The sequence below is a fragment of the Yaniella sp. genome (genome assembly GCF_030453185.1).
Classification (GTDB): Bacteria; Actinomycetota; Actinomycetes; order Actinomycetales; family Micrococcaceae; genus Yaniella.
This window is the reverse complement of the sequence record NZ_JAKDKW010000001.1, coordinates 24,279-38,482: the sequence shown is the minus strand read 5'-3', so window position 1 is coordinate 38,482 and position 14,204 is coordinate 24,279. Positions and strand designations below refer to the sequence as shown.

The 14,204-nt window shown below is 56.6% G+C and carries 13 protein-coding genes and 1 riboswitch; of the genes, 9 read left to right on the top strand and 4 right to left on the bottom strand.

Annotation, left to right across the window (positions count from 1 at the left end; genetic code table 11):
- The 7 genes from glnA (at position 1) to L0H14_RS00135 (ending at position 7,009) form a co-directional block, all read left to right on the top strand.
- Positions 1 to 1,428 carry a type I glutamate--ammonia ligase gene (gene glnA / locus L0H14_RS00165; RefSeq protein ID WP_301416827.1) on the top strand — a complete coding sequence of 476 codons (1,428 nt, stop codon included), beginning with the start codon at positions 1 to 3 and terminating at the stop codon, positions 1,426 to 1,428.
- A gap of 112 nt (positions 1,429 to 1,540) precedes the next feature.
- Positions 1,541 to 2,326, top strand: coding sequence for a spermidine synthase (locus L0H14_RS00160; protein ID WP_301416829.1), 786 nt, complete (start codon positions 1,541 to 1,543; stop codon positions 2,324 to 2,326).
- A 52-nt stretch (positions 2,327 to 2,378) separates the two neighbouring features.
- Positions 2,379 to 2,515, top strand: a riboswitch (FMN riboswitch).
- Between the two features lie 56 nt (positions 2,516 to 2,571).
- Positions 2,572 to 3,630, top strand: a complete 1,059-nt coding sequence (ribD, locus tag L0H14_RS00155; protein WP_301416831.1) for a bifunctional diaminohydroxyphosphoribosylaminopyrimidine deaminase/5-amino-6-(5-phosphoribosylamino)uracil reductase RibD — start codon at positions 2,572 to 2,574, stop codon at positions 3,628 to 3,630.
- Positions 3,630 to 4,253, top strand: coding sequence for a riboflavin synthase (locus L0H14_RS00150; RefSeq protein WP_301416833.1), 624 nt, complete (start codon positions 3,630 to 3,632; stop codon positions 4,251 to 4,253). Before ribD ends, L0H14_RS00150 begins: the two co-directional genes overlap by 1 nt.
- Complete coding sequence (gene ribB / locus L0H14_RS00145) at positions 4,250 to 5,488, top strand: 3,4-dihydroxy-2-butanone-4-phosphate synthase (protein WP_301416835.1); 1,239 nt, start codon at positions 4,250 to 4,252, stop codon at positions 5,486 to 5,488. The genes L0H14_RS00150 and ribB overlap by 4 nt, the downstream gene beginning before the upstream one ends.
- A gap of 7 nt (positions 5,489 to 5,495) precedes the next feature.
- Positions 5,496 to 5,966, top strand: coding sequence for a 6,7-dimethyl-8-ribityllumazine synthase (ribH, locus tag L0H14_RS00140; RefSeq protein WP_301416837.1), 471 nt, complete (start codon positions 5,496 to 5,498; stop codon positions 5,964 to 5,966).
- Positions 5,967 to 6,019: 53 nt separating this feature from the next.
- Entirely contained in the window at positions 6,020 to 7,009 is a 990-nt protein-coding gene (locus L0H14_RS00135; RefSeq protein WP_301416839.1) for an LLM class flavin-dependent oxidoreductase, read from the top strand.
- Positions 7,010 to 7,081: 72 nt separating this feature from the next.
- On the opposite strand, the gene L0H14_RS00130 is transcribed toward L0H14_RS00135, so the two are convergent.
- Positions 7,082 to 10,171, bottom strand: a complete 3,090-nt coding sequence (locus L0H14_RS00130; protein WP_301416841.1) for a bifunctional [glutamine synthetase] adenylyltransferase/[glutamine synthetase]-adenylyl-L-tyrosine phosphorylase — start codon at positions 10,169 to 10,171, stop codon at positions 7,082 to 7,084.
- Complete coding sequence (locus L0H14_RS00125) at positions 10,168 to 11,508, bottom strand: glutamine synthetase family protein (RefSeq protein WP_301416843.1); 1,341 nt, start codon at positions 11,506 to 11,508, stop codon at positions 10,168 to 10,170. Before L0H14_RS00125 ends, L0H14_RS00130 begins: the two co-directional genes overlap by 4 nt.
- A 76-nt stretch (positions 11,509 to 11,584) precedes the next feature.
- Between L0H14_RS00125 and panB the strand changes: the two genes are divergently transcribed.
- Positions 11,585 to 12,418, top strand: coding sequence for a 3-methyl-2-oxobutanoate hydroxymethyltransferase (gene panB / locus L0H14_RS00120; RefSeq protein ID WP_301416845.1), 834 nt, complete (start codon positions 11,585 to 11,587; stop codon positions 12,416 to 12,418).
- Here the strand turns inward: panB and L0H14_RS00115 are convergent.
- On the bottom strand, positions 12,415 to 12,606 hold the full coding sequence (locus L0H14_RS00115; protein ID WP_301416847.1) for a methionine aminopeptidase: 192 nt from the start codon (positions 12,604 to 12,606) through the stop codon (positions 12,415 to 12,417). The two genes, panB and L0H14_RS00115, sit on opposite strands and share 4 nt — an antisense overlap.
- A gap of 46 nt (positions 12,607 to 12,652) precedes the next feature.
- On the opposite strand from L0H14_RS00115, the gene map reads away from it, so the two are divergent.
- Positions 12,653 to 13,624, top strand: a complete 972-nt coding sequence (gene map / locus L0H14_RS00110) for a type I methionyl aminopeptidase (protein ID WP_301416849.1) — start codon at positions 12,653 to 12,655, stop codon at positions 13,622 to 13,624.
- 51 nt (positions 13,625 to 13,675) lie between these two features.
- Here the strand turns inward: map and nrdR are convergent, their stop codons facing one another.
- Positions 13,676 to 14,161 (bottom strand): transcriptional regulator NrdR, encoded by a 486-nt coding sequence (gene nrdR / locus L0H14_RS00105; protein WP_301416851.1) that lies wholly within the window; start codon positions 14,159 to 14,161, stop codon positions 13,676 to 13,678.
- Between the last annotated feature and the right edge of the window lie 43 nt (positions 14,162 to 14,204).

Below are 14,204 nucleotides of genomic sequence, written 5' to 3'. Positions count from 1 at the left end.
ATGTTCACCTCACCCGAAGAAGTTTTATCCTATATTCAGGACAAGGACGTCGTCTTTGTAGATATCCGGTTCACCGACATGCTGGGCGGCCAGCACCACTTCAACGTTCCTGCTGAATCCGTAGACGATGACTTCTTCACCATCGGGCAGCTCTTCGATGGTTCTTCCATTCCGGGTTTCGCCGGTATTGCCGACTCGGATCTGCAATTGATTCCAGATGTTGGTACTGCTTTTGTCGACCCTTTCCGTAAGCACAAGACCCTGTGCATGTCCTTTTCTATCCTGTCGCCACGCACCGGCGAAGCTTACGTGCGTGACCCACGGTCGGTAGCCCAGCGCGCCGAAGACTACGTGGCTTCTACCGGTATTGCAGACACTGCTATCTTCGCAGCAGAAGCAGAGTTTTACATTTTCGACGATGTCCGATTCGAAACTCATTTGCCAAATCGTTCTTTCGCTTCCGTAGATTCTGACGAAGCTTTCTGGAACGACGGAAAGGAAATCGAGGGCGGCAACCTTGGTCACCGTAACCGGACCATGAAAGGCTACTTCCCGGTAGCCCCGGTTGATAAACACGCAGACCTGCGCGATGATATCTCGCTGCTCTTGGGCCAGGTTGGACTTGAGGTCGAGCGCTCACACCACGAAGTCGGTGCAGGTGGCCAGGGCGAGATCAACTATCGCTTCGACACACTAATGCGAGCTGCCGACGATGTCCAACTTTTCAAATACATCGTCAAGGGCGCTGCAGAACAGGCTGGCAAGACAGCAACCTTTATGCCAAAACCCGTGTTTGGTGATGGCGGTTCAGGTATGCACTGTCACCAGTCACTGTGGATGGACGGAGAGCCACTGTTCTACGACGAAACTGGCTACGCAAACCTCTCCGATACCGCACGGTGGTACATCGGTGGTCTACTGAAGCACGCTTCCGCTGTCTTGGCGTTTACGAACCCGACAGTGAACTCTTATAAGCGCCTGGTCAAAGGCTTCGAAGCGCCGGTCAACATGTTGTATTCCCAGGGCAACCGTTCAGCTGCGGTACGCATTCCGGTGACCGGAGCGAACCCGAAAGCCAAGCGCCTGGAATTCCGTGCACCGGACCCCTCCGGTAACCCGTATCTCGGATTTGCTGCCCAGCTGATGGCCGGCCTGGACGGTATTCGAAATCGTATCGAGCCTGCAGAGCCGATCGATAAAGATCTCTATGAATTGCCGCCAGAAGAGGCCCAGAATATTCAGCAGGCTCCACGCACGTTAGAAGAAGCCATTGACGCCCTGGAAGAAGATCACGAGTTCTTGCTGGCCGGCGATGTGTTCACTGAGGACCTCGTAGAAACCTGGATCCAGCTCAAACGCGAAACGGAAATCGCACCGATGCAGGCCATGGTTTCACCAATGGAATTTGAGCTGTACTACTCAGTCTGATCCCTCAGGCGACCACAGCAATCCAGGGTCCCCGGTCCGCAACTGCCAAACTCGGCACGTGTGGCCGGGGACTTTGTTTTATGTATCCGCATTGCGTCTACGCTAGAAGATCATGAGTACTTTCTCCGAGCACGCAAAAATTATCCCCGCTGGATTCGACGACGGGTGGATCTTAGAACTCGATGGCGACGTTCAATCGCACGTGGACTTAGTCGATCCCAGTGTGATCCGTTTCGAATATCTCCACCGCATCGCCAATGTAATCGACGTCTGTTGGCCAGCTACGCAACCGATCAAGGTATTGCATCTGGGCGCCGGTGCCCTGACACTCCCCCGGTATATTCAAGCCACCCGTCCAGGCTCTCACCAAACCGTCGTCGAACTCGACCCTCGGCTCATCCCGCTAGTAGTCGACGAGTTGCCACTGCCCGAAGGAACGCATCTGGATGTAGTGACCGGCGATGCCCGCGCCCAGGTCCAAGCAATGGAAATGCATTATTTTGATGCTGTCGTCGTTGATATTTTCACCGGCGGAGATACGGCTGCGCATCTGACCGGCGAGGACTTCTACCGTGAGCTCATAGACCGGTTGGCTCCCCAGGGCGTACTCCTGGTGAATATTGGCGAGGACGAAGACGGCCTACAGTTCTTTACTGCACAGGCTCGCGCCCTGCACACCGTGGCTCGAGAATTTCAAGGGGCCTGGACGTTGGCTGATGCGTCCACACTGGTGCACCGTAGTTCTGGTAACGCTGTCGTTGCAGCTGGCGGTGGATTGCCTATCGATGATGACGCGCAAGAAGTTTTGCGCTCTAGGTTAGCAGCAGCAGGACCACACCCGGCGACCGTCTTGACCCCGAGCGACACCGTGTCATTGCTTGAGAATCTCAATGGTTAACCTAGATGAAGCTGAAAACTGCCGAATGTGAGGGACTCGGTGTACAGTAGTTGTTGTGTTCCGGGGTCGGTGAGAATCCGAACCGGCGGTAAAAGTCCGCGACCCCCGCGCCCGCGGGGTTGATCCAGTGAAATTCTGGTACCGACGGTGATAGGCGTAAAGCTTTAGTCCGGATGAGAGGAACGCGCTGCTACGACTGTTAGCAGCAATTCCCGGCGCACCTGTATCAAGGAGTCAGACGCCGGATGTTATCTCACACCCAGCTTTCTTCTGCGATGCAGCGTGCTATCACGCTTGCACAACGCGGGCCATCAGATGATATTAATCCCCAAGTGGGCTGTGTGATCATCGATGGGGCCGGTTCCATTGTTGCCGAGGGCTATCACGCCGGATCCGGATCAGACCATGCCGAAGTGGCGGCACTCAAAAACCTGGATCCGCAGCTCAATCCAGTGGCCCTCACCGCCGTCGTCACGCTAGAACCGTGTAACCATACCGGCACTACACCACCTTGTGTTGTGGCCCTCCATACGTCCGGTATTGGCACCATCGTGTATGGGCAGCCCGATCTTGGCCAACATTCATCGGGTGGTGCAACCGAATTATTCGCCCGTGGTCACCGAGTCGTCGGCGGGGTGGAGTCCGAAGCCACGGCCCGACTGTTGCGTGGCTGGCATCAACGCACCGAGCAAACCCGCGGCCGGGTCATTGCGAAATGGGCCCAGTCGTTAGACGGTCGGCTTGCGGCCGCTGACGGCTCCAGTCAGTGGATCACCGGTGCCAAGGCACGTCGTCACGTACATCTGCAGCGCGCGTTGGCAGATATTGTCGTGACCACTAGCGCCACCGTAGCCGCAGACAATCCGGCTCTGACGGCACGCGATGAGCATGGAGACCTCCTGGTGGCGCCCCAAGACCAACCGCTACCGGTAATCTTCGGTACCAGCGATGTCGATAACAATGCGGCAATCCACCAGCATCCCGCATTGGCCTGGCGAGGATTTGATCGTGCACCGCAATTTTCAGGACGAGACCTCGGCAGCCAGTTGACGGCCCTGGCCGAGTATGTGGATGGGGCACCACGAGTGTTACTTGAAGCCGGTCCCCGATTCACCACGGCAGTCTTAGCTGAGCAGTTGGCCAATGAACTGTTGATCTACACTGCGCCACTACTGCTGGGCGGGCCCCATCAAGCCGTCGGTGAGCTGGGTGTTCCAACCCTCACCGACGCCCATAAATTGACCTTCTCAAGTATTCATCGACTTGAGGCAGATACCGTTTCCACCCTGCGTAAGGATCACTAGTGTTTACCGGCATTATCCAAACCCGCGGTGACATAACCGCGATCACCGAGACCTCCCCCGACACGTTGGCACTCACCATTCACGCCCCTAGTGTGCTCATCGATGTGCGGCGTGGTGATTCGATAGCCATCGACGGTGTTTGTCTGACGGTTACAGAGTTTACCGACCACAGTTTTACCGCAGACGTGATGGTCCAAACTCTTCGGCTGACCTCGCTGGGCACAAAGACCACCGGAGACAAAGTCAATGTGGAACCTGCCATGGGGGCAGCCGACCGCTTCGGGGGCCACATTGTGCAGGGGCATGTGGAATCCACCGCCACGGTCAGCGAGATCGAACCCGGAGAACAGTGGACCCGCATGCGTATCAGTCTGCCCGAACGGTTAGCACCGTATCTAATCGACCAGGGATCCATCACAGTCAACGGTATCTCGCTGACGGTTGCCGAAGTCACCGAACCCGAATCATCACAGCACTGGTTCGATATCTTTCTCATCCCCGAAACACTTGAAGCGACCACGCTGGGCATAACCGAGATTGGGGATGTGGTCAATTTGGAAACCGACATCCTTGCCCGCCATGTCGCCCGTATGCTCCAGTTCAACACCAAAGAGGAAAAATGAAACTCGCCACCATTCAGCAAGCCATCGATGTCATCGCGGCAGGTCAACCGGTTATCGTCGCAGACGACGAGGACCGCGAAAACGAGGGTGACCTGATCATTTCCGCCGAACTCGCCACCACCGAAACAATTGCCTTCATGGTCGAGTACTCCTCGGGACTATTATGTGCGCCAATGTCGGATGGAATTGCCGACCGACTAGAACTGCCCATGATGGTCTCTCAAAACCAAGATGTGCGCCAAACCGCCTACACGGTGACCGTTGATGCAGCCGAAGGGGTCACCACAGGCATCTCGGCTGCCGATCGTTCTCACACCGTGAACCTGTTGGCTTCCCCCGACACTGTCCCCAGTGACCTGAATCGTCCCGGCCATATTCTGCCGCTGCGCGCCGTCTCCGGTGGTGTCCGGCAGCGTCCTGGCCACACCGAAGCCGCTGTCGAACTCATGCAGCTGGCCGGGCTGTCACCGGTCGGTGTGATCGCAGAAATTGTTGCCGACGACGGCGACATGATGCGTTTACCCGGCCTTGTCGACCTGGGAGCCGAACATGATATCCCGGTGATCACTATCGAAGCGTTGGCCGCCTACCTGAACCAAAACCATCCGGAGACTGCGCCGTCAGAGGTTATCCACCGGCACGTCTCGCAGCGTGCCGAAGCACTCGTCCCCACCAGCTTCGGCCCATTGACCATGAAGGTTTACCGCGACCGCAAAGCCGGGGTCGAACACCTGGCGCTTATCGGTCCAGATACGGTGTTGGCCACCGATCAGCCCACCGTTGTCCGCGTACATTCTGAGTGCCTCACCGGTGAAGCTTTCGGTTCGCTGAAATGCGAATGCGGGGCACAACTCGATTCAGCGCTAGAACATATCGGTACGCACGGCGGTATCGTCATCTACCTACGCGGCCAAGAAGGACGCGGTATCGGGCTGGGCAACAAGATCCGCGCCTACCAGCTGCAATCCACCGGTTTGGACACGATCGAGGCGAACGAACACCTTGGCCTGCCCGTTGATGCCCGCAGCTACACTGCAGCAGCAGAGATTTTAGACAGTCTGGGCATCAACAACGTCAAATTATTGACTAACAACCCGGATAAGGTCGATCAGCTTCAAGCCAACGGCATTAACGTCACTGAGCGCATCGGGCTGGTGGTCGGCCGACACCCCGAAAACGCTGATTATCTGACCACCAAAGCCACCAAACTCGATCACGTCATCCCAGCAGAATAGGAACACCATGGCCAAACACGGAGCACCCCAATTAGCAGTTGACGCCACCGGATACCGCATTGCCATCATCGCCGGATCATGGCATACCACCGTCATGAATGGTCTCATCGACGGGGCCAGCGCCACCCTCGAAGCTTCCGGGGCGGCCCATAAACTCGTCACCGTAGCCGGGTCCTTCGAAATTCCACTTGCCGCCCAAGCCGCACTGGCCAACGGCTACGACGCCGTCGTATGTCTCGGGGTCATTATTCGCGGCGATACACCGCACTTTGATTTCGTTGCTGATGCCGTGACCTCTGGACTCACCCGCGTACAACTAGACGCCGGAAAGCCTGTGGGTTTCGGTATTCTCACCGTGGACAACGACGCCCAGGCACTAGACCGCGCCGGACTTGACGACTCTTCGGAGTCCAAAGGTCAAGAAGCCGCCGAAGCTGCCCTGCAGTTAGCCGTGACGGTCAGCGACCTCGCGGAATAATCTAGGCCTCACTGGGCGCTGTACCTTCTAGACGTCACTACTTTGGAGGTACTTTGACTGCTCCCTATCCCGCGTCCATCCTGGATTTGGCAACCGTCCGTCATGGACAACCGATCGCTGAATCCCTGAAAGAATCCACGGAACTTGCCGTGATGGCCGACGAACTTGGTTTCCACCGTCTGTGGTTTGCAGAACACCACAACATGGAAACTATCGCGTCGTCGGCCACATCGGTTTTGTTGGCACATATCGGTGCGCACACTACAAATATTCGCCTAGGGGCCGGCGGCATCATGCTTCCCAACCACGCACCGTTAATAATCGCCGAACAATTCGGTACGCTCAAAGAGCTCTACGGCGACCGCATCGACCTCGGGTTGGGCCGGGCCCCCGGCACCGACCAGAAAACCCTGATGGCACTGCGCCGCACCAACCAATCTTCCGAGCGCTTCCCATCCGATGTGTTGGAACTGCAAGGCTATCTCAAAGACGAGTCGCGCATCCCGGGGATCAACGCGTATCCCGGATCAGGCACCAATGTCCCACTGATCATTCTGGGTTCCTCGCACTTCGGTGCACAATTGGCCGCTCAGCTGGGTATGACGTACAGTTTTGCGTCCCACTTCGCACCGCAGATGCTTGAATCGGCTGCGGCGATGTATCGTACCGAGTTCACCCCGTCCGAAGACCTGCCAAAGCCCCATTTCATTGCGGCCGCCAACGTGGTCGTTGCCGATACCGAAGAGCGTGCCCAAGAAATGTGGGACAGCGCCAAGCGCGCACGTATCCGCACCATGCTGGGTCGTGGCCGGAAGCTCACAGACGATGACGTCGACCAGCTTCTTCACTCGCCTCCGGGCCAGCAAGTGCTGCAGATGTTGGAAATGACCGCGGTCGGTACACCAGACACCGTGCGTGACTGGTTGGATGAATTCGCCTCACGTGTCAACGCTGACGAACTCATAATCACCAATATGGCTGGCCCACTTGAGGACCGGAAACGTGCTCTGCAATTGATGTCGGATCACATCATTCACCGTTAAACACCGGCAATCTGCGGCCCTTCAACTCAGAGTTGGAGGGCCGTTCTTTTGGGGCTGTGTCATTCAGCGAGCCTAGCTTTCGTGTGACCGTGAGGAACGCTTCGGCGACATCCCGTAGAACACACGTTCAAATACGGCGCGAGCATGTCGGGTGATCCGCAGGTAATCGTCCTCGAATTCCCCGACTTCACCTGAGTCATAGCCGGTCCAGCGAGCCAGGGCTTCGAGTTGTTCCCGATTCGTGGGCAGCACGTCAGAAGATTTCGCTGACGAGATGACAATTCCCGAACGAATTCTGGTAGCGAAGCTCCATGCCGCTATCAAAATATCGGCATCCTCAGCATCCAGTAGCTCAGCCTCTTTAGCGGCTTCTAAAGCATCGAGTGTGTTGGTGGTTCGCAATGCTGGATAGTCAGGCGTGTATTTCAGCTGGAGCGTCTGGGCAAGCCACTCGACGTCAGTCAGTCCCCCTCGGCCAAGTTTTATGTGTCGTGTAGGTTCCGCGCCGCGCGGCAAGCGTTCAGCCTCGACCCGTGCCTTCATACGTTGAATCGCCTGTTCTTGGACACTGTTGAGCCCGTGGGTATACCGGACTGAGTCAGCCCACTCCATGAATTCATCAAGCAGGTATTGGGCGCCCGCCAACGGGCGTGCTTTCAGCAGTGCCTGAACTTCCCAGGTATCCGCCCACTGTTCGAAGTATGCCTTATACGAATCAAGTGAGCGCACCAGTGGACCCCGGCGGCCTTCGGGGCGTAGGTCGGCGTCGATTTCCAGTATTGGTTCCAACACAATTGGGGGCCGAGTCGGCATCTTCATGAAGCTGATGAGGGCTTTGGCAACTTCCACGCTAAAGCGCGTCGCTTCAGCCGGCGCAACGCCTGGTGCGGGTTGGTGCACGAACATCACATCAACATCGGAACCATATCCGGCTTCGCAACCTCCCTGGCGCCCCATAGCGATCACCGCAACATTCGCGGGCGCTGCCTCTCCGCCCCATTTTTGTTCTACGTGGTCATGGACAACATCTAGCAGAGCTTCAACCGACGCTTGGTCGGCAGCTGCGAGGGCTTCCGAAACCTGCTGCTGCTCAATGAGGCCGCAGGCGTCGGCAAGGCTAATGCGCAGTCCTTCACGACGGCGCACCAGCCGAATGTAGCGCGCTGCATCTGGCAGATGCGGATGACGACGCAGCAAAGCTGATATTTCGGTTTGCAACGTAGCCAAGCTCAGCGGCATCAAGTCTTGGTCCCGGTCCATCCAGGCTGCGGACTGCGGGGTGTGCTCCAACATATCGGCGATATAACGCGAAGAGGACAGCACGTGGGCTAGACGCTCACCGGCAGCCGAGGAGTCGCGCAACATGTGGAGGTACCAGTGCGAGCCGCCCACCGACTCGCTGAGTTTCCGAAAACCTAACAGCCCACCGTCGGGGTCGGGGCCCGACGCTAACCATCCCAGCATCGCCGGCAAAATTTGGCGTTGCAGTTTCGCTTGCCTGGAGACTCCTGAGGTGAGTGATTCAATGTGCCGGACTGCGCCGGTTGGGTCACGGTAGCCCAGTGCCGCCAACCTCGCGGTGGCTGCTTCAGGGGTGAGCCGTGCGTCGTCGGTTGAGAGTGCTGCGGTTGTCGGCAGCAACGGGCGATAGAATATCCGTTCAAACAGTGTGCGGTTGGAACGTACGGTGGCCTGCCAGGCCTTGACGAGTTGTTGATAATCTTTAGGCCAACCACCGTCCATGGGGCGAACCCCGCGCGCCAGGCTTCGCAATTCTTCTTCATCATCGGGCATCATGTGGGTACGTCGCAGTTGTACCAGCTGCACGCGATGTTCAATCAGTCGTAGGAACCGATAGTTGCTAGCCATGACTTGGGCATCACTCGGGCCGATATAGCTGTTGGCTTGCAGCGCATCCAGCGCATCTTCTGTGGCCCGAACGCGCAGTTCTGGATCGGTTTTGCCGTGCACCAGTTGCAACAACTGTGCGGGAAACTCGACGTCGCGAAGCCCGCCAGGGCCGAGCTTGATTTCACGCTGACGTTGCTGGTGGTCGATGTGGTCAATAACCCGATTACGCATGCGCTGCACTTGACGGACGAAGCCGGGCCGCGTGGATGCCTGCCAGATCATCGGTCCCAGGACATCGAGGTAGCGCTGGCCCAAGGGCAGCGCACCTGCAACGGGTCGAGCTTTCAGCAGTGCTTGGAATTCCCAGGTGTGGGCCCAGCGCTGGTAGTACTCCAGATGCGAGGCAATAGTCCGAGATAAGACACCGTCCTGTCCTTCAGGCCGCAGGTTGGTGTCAACTTCCCACAGGCCAGCTTCGCGTGCAGGCTGAGTGATCACCGTGGAAATCCCAGCGGCCAGATCGACAGCGATATCGGCCGCTGCTTCTGGAGACAACGTGGAATCTTCGACAAGATCGTGCACGAAGATGACGTCGACGTCTGAGAAGTAATTCAGTTCGCGGGCACCACATTTACCCATGGCCACAACGGTCAGCTCAACATCGTCCGTGTGCTCGTGCCGCGTTTGGGCTTCGGCCCGCGATACGGCAAGGGCAGCTTCAAGGGTGGCGGTGGCAAGGTCTGAGAGCCATACCGAGACAATGGGCTGTAGTGTCACGGGATCAGCTGACATAAGATCTTGCACCGTGATGGCGACCAGCTGACGCCGATACTCGGTACGCAAGACAACGGCAGCGTCTTTTCCGGTGACGCTCGCAACGGGCTGCTGGGCGTCAGGGTCAGCACCAACGGCACGCAATAAGACGGCGCGCAGCTGTGCGTCAGCGGCTTTTAACTCGCCGCTATCGTCCGCCAGTCCCCCGCTTGCTGGCGTGGATGCGGCATCGGGGTTGCTGAAGATATCGATATGTTCGGGCCGACGGATCAGAAACTCGCCGAGGGCCTCGGAAGCACCAAGTAAGCGCAGCAATGGCTTTGCCCGGCCATCGGCCACCAGTTTCCCAATCGAGACATCTCGCTCGAGTAAACGGATGAGCAGCAATAACGCCTGATCGGGGTCCGGCGCGACCGCCAACTGGCTCAGGAGGTTTTCTTGGTCTTGGTCTGCAAGCTCAGCAGATTGCAGCAGCGACTCAGCTCGGGCGCCATCTCGGAGTCCCGTAGAGAGCAACCGAAGTTGACTCACACTCATATCGCATCCATGTAGCGACGGATCTCAAACGGTGACACGTTGACACGATATTCATCCCACTCTGCCCGTTTCGTCCGCAACACAGACTGGAACACCGTTTCGCCCAGGACATCGGCTACAAATTCTGATTCTTCTAGGACCCCCAGCGCGCCGTGCAGCGTGGTCGGCAGCGAATCGTGCCTCATGAGGATTCGTTCGCGAGCCGTGAGTTCCCCGATGTCATCCTCGGCAGCTTCATCAAGTTCGTATTCCTCTTCAATCCCTTTCAGCCCCGCAGAAATAAGCAGTGCGTATGCAAGATACGGATTGGCTGCCGCATCGATGCCACGGTATTCAATACGTGCTGAGCCTGCCTTATTGGGTTTATGCAGTGGAATGCGTACCAGAGCCGAACGGTTATTATGGCCCCAGGAAACATAGGAGGGCGCCTCGCGGCCACCCCATAGGCGCTTATAGGAGTTCACGAACTGGTGCGTCACAGCGGTGATCTCCGGAGAATATTTCAAGATACCGGCGATGAAGCGGCGTGCGGTGGTGGACAGTTGGTATTCCGCACCGGGTTCGTGGAAGGCATTTGAGTCTGATTCGAAGAGCGAAAAGTGCGTGTGCAATGCAGAACCCGGCTGTGTTCCCAAGGGTTTTGGCATAAACGTGGCGTGTAAGTCCTGTAGCGTGGCCACTTCCTTAATGACGGTTCGCGCCGTCATGATGTTATCGGCGGTTGACATGGCGTCGGTTGCACGTAGGTCAATCTCATTTTGGCCCGAACCAGCTTCGTGGTGTGAAAACTCCACCGAAATCCCGACGGCCTCAAGCATCGACACTGCTTCGCGTCGAAAATCCTGTGCGACACCGCCTGGAACATGATCAAAATAACCGGCTTGATCCACCGGGACAGGGGCTCCCTGATCATCCTTTTGACCGGCTTTAAACAAATAGAACTCTATTTCGGGGTGAAGATAGCAGCTGAATCCCATATCGGCGGCGTGATCCAGTGTTCGGCGTAATACATGACGTGGGTCTGCCATCGAGGGTTCTCCGTCGGGCATCTTCACATCGCAAAACATGCGGGATGTTTGTTCTTCGTCCCCCCGCCAGGGCAAAATTTGAAATGTCGTGGGGTCGGGTTGCAGGAGCATATCCGATTCAAATATTCGGGTGAATCCGTCAATGGACGAACCGTCGAAACCGAGTCCTTCGGAGAACGCGTATTCCACTTCGGCTGGCGCCAATGCCACAGACTTCAGCGCTCCGACGACATCGGTGAACCACAGCCGGATAAACCGTACATCGCGGTCTTCCAGAGTGCGTAAAACATATTCTTGCTGGCGATCCATGGTATCGAGGTCACTTTCGTCCTGACAATTTGTTGGGTCTCCTACCAGGATAGCAATGTGACGTTAGACTATTGGCATGGTTGATACCCCGTATTCAGTTTTGAAAAAGACCCCCGCCCGATACCGCACCGTACATTTCCAACAAATCAAGGAGGCCGGCGGCAAGTTTGCGATGCTCACGTGTTACGACGCAATGACCGCCGCAATTTTTGACGACGCCGGAATTGAAACCCTGCTGATCGGTGACTCATTAGGCAACGTTGTCCAAGGTCAGAACTCGACACTTGGCGTGACCATGGACGACATGATCACGTTCTCCAAAGCAGTCGTGGCCGGTACCGAACGCGCATTGGTGCTGGCCGATCTACCGTTTGGGTCCTACGAAGAGTCCGTTGAACAAGCTGTCGCCTCAGGCATTCGACTCGTGAAAGAAACCGGAATCTCTGCGGTTAAGATGGAAGGTGGCATTGAGTATGTCCCCCACATCCAAGCGCTTACCGCTGCTGGAGTCCCGGTTGTTGCTCACACTGGTTTCACTCCTCAATCCGAGCATGTACTCGGTGGGTACCGGGTCCAAGGACGCCAGGACGATGCTGCAACACATATGGTCCAGGAAGCCCTAGCGCTCCAGGATGCCGGTGCAGTGATGTTATTAATGGAAATGGTTCCGGCCGACGTTGCAGCCGCCGTCGACGAAGCACTAACCATCCCAACAATTGGGATCGGTGCTGGCAACGCCACCACCGGACAGGTCTTAGTCTGGCAGGACGCCTTTGGCTTGAATCAAGGGCGTGTTCCGTCGTTCGTCAAGCAGTACGCGGATGTCGGCAGGGTTTTATCTGACGCCGCAAAAAACTACCGCGAAGACGTCCTCAAGTCAGATTTCCCGGACGAGGATCACAGCTTTTAGATCAATCCCCAATCGTCGTCTTCGTCCTCTTCATCCCAGGAACGGTTGCGTTGTTCATAGGTTGCCAGCGCATTGGCGGCTTCGTCGCGAGTAGCAAAGGGACCAATACGGTCTTTGCCCATCGATTGCGGGCCGTCTTCGACTTCGCCGGTCTTGACGTTGTACCAGTAGCGTTTTTCGTCAGTCATACTACTTTCATACCAGATAACCCCGGGGCCCAGATAGACTACAGTCATGACGTTTACACCACCCAACCTCGATACTCGCCAGACAGTTGAACCTGGCTCGGCTGCCTCACACAATTTGCCGGTTGATTCACCGCCACGACCCGAAGTCGGGTCCAAGGCTCCCAAGGGACGGCTCGCCCCAGGCTATATTGCTCCCCAACTGCCAGTCCCGTCTCATATTGATCGGCCGGACTACGTAGGCAAAAAGGACGCGGTTGAAGGCCTCCACGGTGATATTTACGATGCTGCAGGCATCGAGCAGATCCGAGCTGCGGGACGTCTTGCAGCCGAGGCGATGAATCTGGTGGAACAGTACATCCAACCTGGCATTACGACAGCCGAACTTGACCGTATCGGCCATGAGTTCATCATCGCCCAGGACGCATGGCCCTCCACCCTAGGTTATAAAGAATTCCCCAAATCCATGACCACTTCTCTGAACGAAGTGATCTGTCACGGCATCCCAGATGACACGGTCTTGGAAGACGGCGATATTATCAATATCGATATCACTGTCTATAAAGACGGCTATCACGGAGACCACAACAAAACCTTTTTAGTGGGCAACGTGGATGAAGAATCGCGCCTCCTCGTGGAGCGTACTGAAAAAGCTCTGGAGCGTGCGATCAAAGCGGTAAAGCCTGGCCGCGAAATTAATGTGATCGGTCGAGTGATCGAAACCTATGCGAAACGGTTCGGCTACGGCGTTGTTGAGGATTTTGTCGGTCACGGTGTCGGCAAGGAATTCCATTCCGGACTCATCGTGCCGCACTACGATACCGCTCCCCGTCACAATGAAGTAATGCAACCGGGTATGGTCTTCACCATCGAGCCGATGCTCACACTTGGTGGTATTGCCTGGGATCTTTGGGACGACGGCTGGACGGTCACGACCAAAGACAAACAGCGCAGTGCACAGTTTGAGCACACGATCGTGGTAACGAACGACGGCGCAGAGGTTCTCACGGTCGCAGAATAGGTGTACCGGTGGTGGACCTGGCTTCCCCTTCCAGGTCCACCACCGGAAGTTTTAGCGGGTAAATAATTTCGCCTGCAGAGGTTCTTGTACCTCAGGGCGTGACCGAAGGTCGTGGATGGCTTTTTCGAAGTCGTCAAGATTGTCAAAATCCTGATATACAGACGCAAACCGCAAATACGCGACCTTATCCAGACGACGCAGCGGTCCTAGGATTGCAAGACCAACATCGTGGGCGTCAATTTCTGCGTGACCTGTCGCTCGGATAGCTTCTTCAACTTCCTGCGCCAGTTTCGCCAGGTCATCATTATCCACCGGCCTGCCCTGACAGGCTTTGCGCACACCGTTGACCACTTTGGCACGATCAAACGCCTCGGCTACGCCGGAACGTTTGATGACGCTTAGAGATGTCGTCTCCATGGTAGTGAACCGTTTGTCACACGAACGGCACTCACGCCGACGCCGAATCGCCGACCCGTCATCAAGTGAGCGGGAATCAACGACTCGGGATTCTTCGTGTCGACAAAACGGACAATGCATGGTGGGGGAAGGAAGCCTCTCTACGACATAGGTCTATCAGAAA

Coding starts and splice junctions, on each gene's coding strand:
- glnA (WP_301416827.1), top strand. CDS start 1: ATGTTCACCTCACCCGAAGAAGTTTTATCCTATATTCAGGACAAGGAC.
- L0H14_RS00160 (WP_301416829.1), top strand. CDS start 1,541: ATGAGTACTTTCTCCGAGCACGCAAAAATTATCCCCGCTGGATTCGAC.
- ribD (WP_301416831.1), top strand. CDS start 2,572: ATGTTATCTCACACCCAGCTTTCTTCTGCGATGCAGCGTGCTATCACG.
- ribB (WP_301416835.1), top strand. CDS start 4,250: ATGAAACTCGCCACCATTCAGCAAGCCATCGATGTCATCGCGGCAGGT.
- ribH (WP_301416837.1), top strand. CDS start 5,496: ATGGCCAAACACGGAGCACCCCAATTAGCAGTTGACGCCACCGGATAC.
- L0H14_RS00130 (WP_301416841.1), bottom strand. CDS start 10,171: ATGAGTGTGAGTCAACTTCGGTTGCTCTCTACGGGACTCCGAGATGGC.
- L0H14_RS00125 (WP_301416843.1), bottom strand. CDS start 11,508: ATGGATCGCCAGCAAGAATATGTTTTACGCACTCTGGAAGACCGCGAT.
- panB (WP_301416845.1), top strand. CDS start 11,585: ATGGTTGATACCCCGTATTCAGTTTTGAAAAAGACCCCCGCCCGATAC.
- L0H14_RS00115 (WP_301416847.1), bottom strand. CDS start 12,606: ATGACTGACGAAAAACGCTACTGGTACAACGTCAAGACCGGCGAAGTC.
- map (WP_301416849.1), top strand. CDS start 12,653: ATGACGTTTACACCACCCAACCTCGATACTCGCCAGACAGTTGAACCT.
- nrdR (WP_301416851.1), bottom strand. CDS start 14,161: ATGCATTGTCCGTTTTGTCGACACGAAGAATCCCGAGTCGTTGATTCC.